General features: G+C 65.9%; 2 protein-coding genes. Both read right to left on the bottom strand.

Annotated features, from left to right (window positions below; genetic code table 11):
- A partial coding sequence (locus tag AB0P23_RS25380) for a cytochrome c biogenesis protein ResB (protein ID WP_032400877.1) occupies positions 1 to 1,439 on the bottom strand: 1,439 nt, incomplete at its 3' end.
- A 34-nt stretch (positions 1,440 to 1,473) separates the two neighbouring features.
- On the bottom strand, positions 1,474 to 2,630 hold a 1,157-nt coding region (lnt, locus tag AB0P23_RS25375), incomplete at its 5' end, for an apolipoprotein N-acyltransferase (protein WP_052061606.1).

Below are 2,630 nucleotides of genomic sequence, written 5' to 3'. Positions count from 1 at the left end.
ACCAGGGACACCAGTAGTCCGGTCATCATCGTGACCGCGAACACGAGCACCCACCGCTGCGCGGGGTCGTATCCGACCTGGAGGTTCGCGAATTCCTTGGCACCGTCGAACCGGACGACGGTGCCGTCGGAGAGGGTCGTCGATTCTCCGGGCCGCAGGTTGACCCGGTCCTGCTTGACCAGCCGGCCCTGGTTGATCATCTCCTGGTCCAGGGAGAAGATCGACTGCGGGATGCCGGTGTCGAGACCGGTGTCGCCTTTGTAGATGTCCACTGCCACCGCGGGATCGACCAGTTCCGGGAAGCGGGAGGAGAGCAGGTTGCCGTTGAATTGCGCGGTGGGCGCGAAGAGTCCTTCGATGGCGATCTGCCCTCGGCGGCGCTCCTCGGCGGTGGCGTAGGTCCCCCCGGGTGGGTCGAATCGCAGCGCGCCGCTGCTGAGGAACGTGGTGGCGTCGTCGGGGCGGAACTGCAGCGCTTCGGTGCGGGTCTGGCCGTCGGGGAAGGTGACGGTGAACTCGGGGGCGTAGCCGTGTCCGGTGAGGTAGATGCGTTCGTCGCCGAGCCGGAGGGGTTCGTTGACTTTGAGTTGATAGTCGCGCCAGGTGTCGGCGGCGATGTCGTCGGCGCTCTGGTAGGAGATGTTCGAGGTGAACATCTCGGCCTGACCGTTCTCGAGGTAGTCGGCGGTGAAATCTCTGACCCGGATACAGAACGGCTCGAGTCCGGTGCCGTCGGTGCTGTTGCCGGCGCGAAAGGAGTCGTAGATCGCGGGCGAGGTGTTGCAGAAACCGGGCCCGTTGTCGGCGATGACGATGACCGAGCCTTCGTAGCCGAACAGTTTGCCGATCGCGATGGCCGCGAGCAGACCGATCAGCGAGAAGTGAAACAGCAGGTTCCCGGCCTCGCGGGTGTAGCCCTTCTCCGCCGAGAGAGTCAGTGCCCCATCGGGCTCGGGTCGAACGGCGGTACGCCACCCTTTCAAGTGCCGCGCGATGTCGGCGATCACCTTCTCGGGGTCACCGGCGAGGGTGCCCGAATGATGCAACGGTAGTCGAGTGAGGTTTCGCGGTACTCGAACAGGTTGTGCGCGAAGAGCTTTGCCGTGCTCGATCAACCGGGGAGTCAGACAGCCGATCAGCGACACGAACAACAGGACGTAGATCGCGGTGAACCAGGAACTCGCGAACACGTCGAACAATTCCAGCGTGTCCATCACCGGCCCGAGAACCGGACGCGCGGCAATGAAAGAATCGACGGCCTGGGTATTGAGATTGCGCTGCGGCAGCAAAGCGCCGGGGACAGCTGCGGCGGCGAGGAGGAACAGCAGCACCAACGCTGTCCGCATCGACGTCAGTTGTCGCCACCGGTTGCGCAGCATCGCCACTGTTCTGCGCACCAGTCCCGGCGAGTGCGCACGGGGGTGTTCGTCGATCGTCATCTCCGCACGCCCTTCACCGACCACCATCTAAATACTACGCGACATAGTAGTTTGCGGGGTTCGGTGTGATGGAGCGTGGTCGGCGCAGCAGCGAGAACGCCAGTGCTGCACCAGCGCCGGTGGCGGCAATCCATTCCGGAACGCTGCCGGTGATCGTCGCCGGGGTGAGGGTGGTGCTCAGTGACACCTCGGTGACGACAGCTGCGGGGGTGAACAGCTCCGTGCGCTCGACGACCTCCCCGCGTGCATCGATGACGGCGCTGACGCCGCTGGTGGCCGACACGACGACGCTGCGCCCGTGTTCGACCGCTCGTACCCGCGACATGGCGAGTTGTTGATAGGTCATGTTCGTCCGACCGAAAGTGGCGTTGTTGGTGGGCACTGCGATCAGCTGGGCACCGGCGCGCACGGAGTCGGTGAGCAACGAGTCGAAGGCGACCTCGTAGCAGGTGGCCACCGCGACGTGCACTCCGGCGAGGTCGAGGACGCCGTTGCCCTGGCCCGGGGTGAAGTTTCCTGCCTGGGCGGCATAGGGAGAGAGTGCGGTGACGATCGTGCGCATCGGCAGGTACTCCCCGAACGGCACCAGTTGCCGCTTGTCGTGCCTCTGCCCGGGCCCGGTGACGGGATCCCACACGATCGAGGTGTTGCTCGTGGTGCCGTCGTCTCGGCGGAGAACCGTGCCGACGAGTACGGGGACTCCGACGGCGCGGGCCGCGGCGTCGATACGTGCGGCGGCGTCGGGGTTGCGCAGGGGATCGATGTCGGAGGAGTTCTCCGGCCAGATGACCAGGTCGGGTGCGCGTACGCGGCCGGAGTCGATGTCGGCGGCGAGCTCGATGGTGCGCTGAACATGGTTGTCGAGAACCGCGCGTCGTTGGGCGTTGAAGTCGAGACCGAGACGCGGGACGTTGCCTTGCACCAAGGCGACGGTGACCGTGTCCTGCTGCGGCGGAGCGAACAGTGGAGCCACCACCGTGAGCGCCCCTACAGCAGTGGCCACACCGATGCACGACGCTGCTGCAGTTCTGCGGGTGATGCGACCGGAGGCAACGACGCCGGCCAGAGCGGACCCGATCAGCACCACGACGAACGACAACCCCGGCGCGCCGATCACCGCAGCCAGAGGCAGCAGCGGCCCGTCGGATTGACCGAATGCGATGCGGCCCCAAGGGAAGCCGCCGAACGGGA

This window comes from Rhodococcus sp. NPDC077669, assembly GCF_040686915.1.
GTDB classification, from domain to species: domain Bacteria; phylum Actinomycetota; class Actinomycetes; order Mycobacteriales; family Mycobacteriaceae; genus Rhodococcoides; species Rhodococcoides fascians.
Note: the sequence above shows the minus strand (reverse complement) of the source record. Positions and strands in the feature narration are given on the sequence as shown.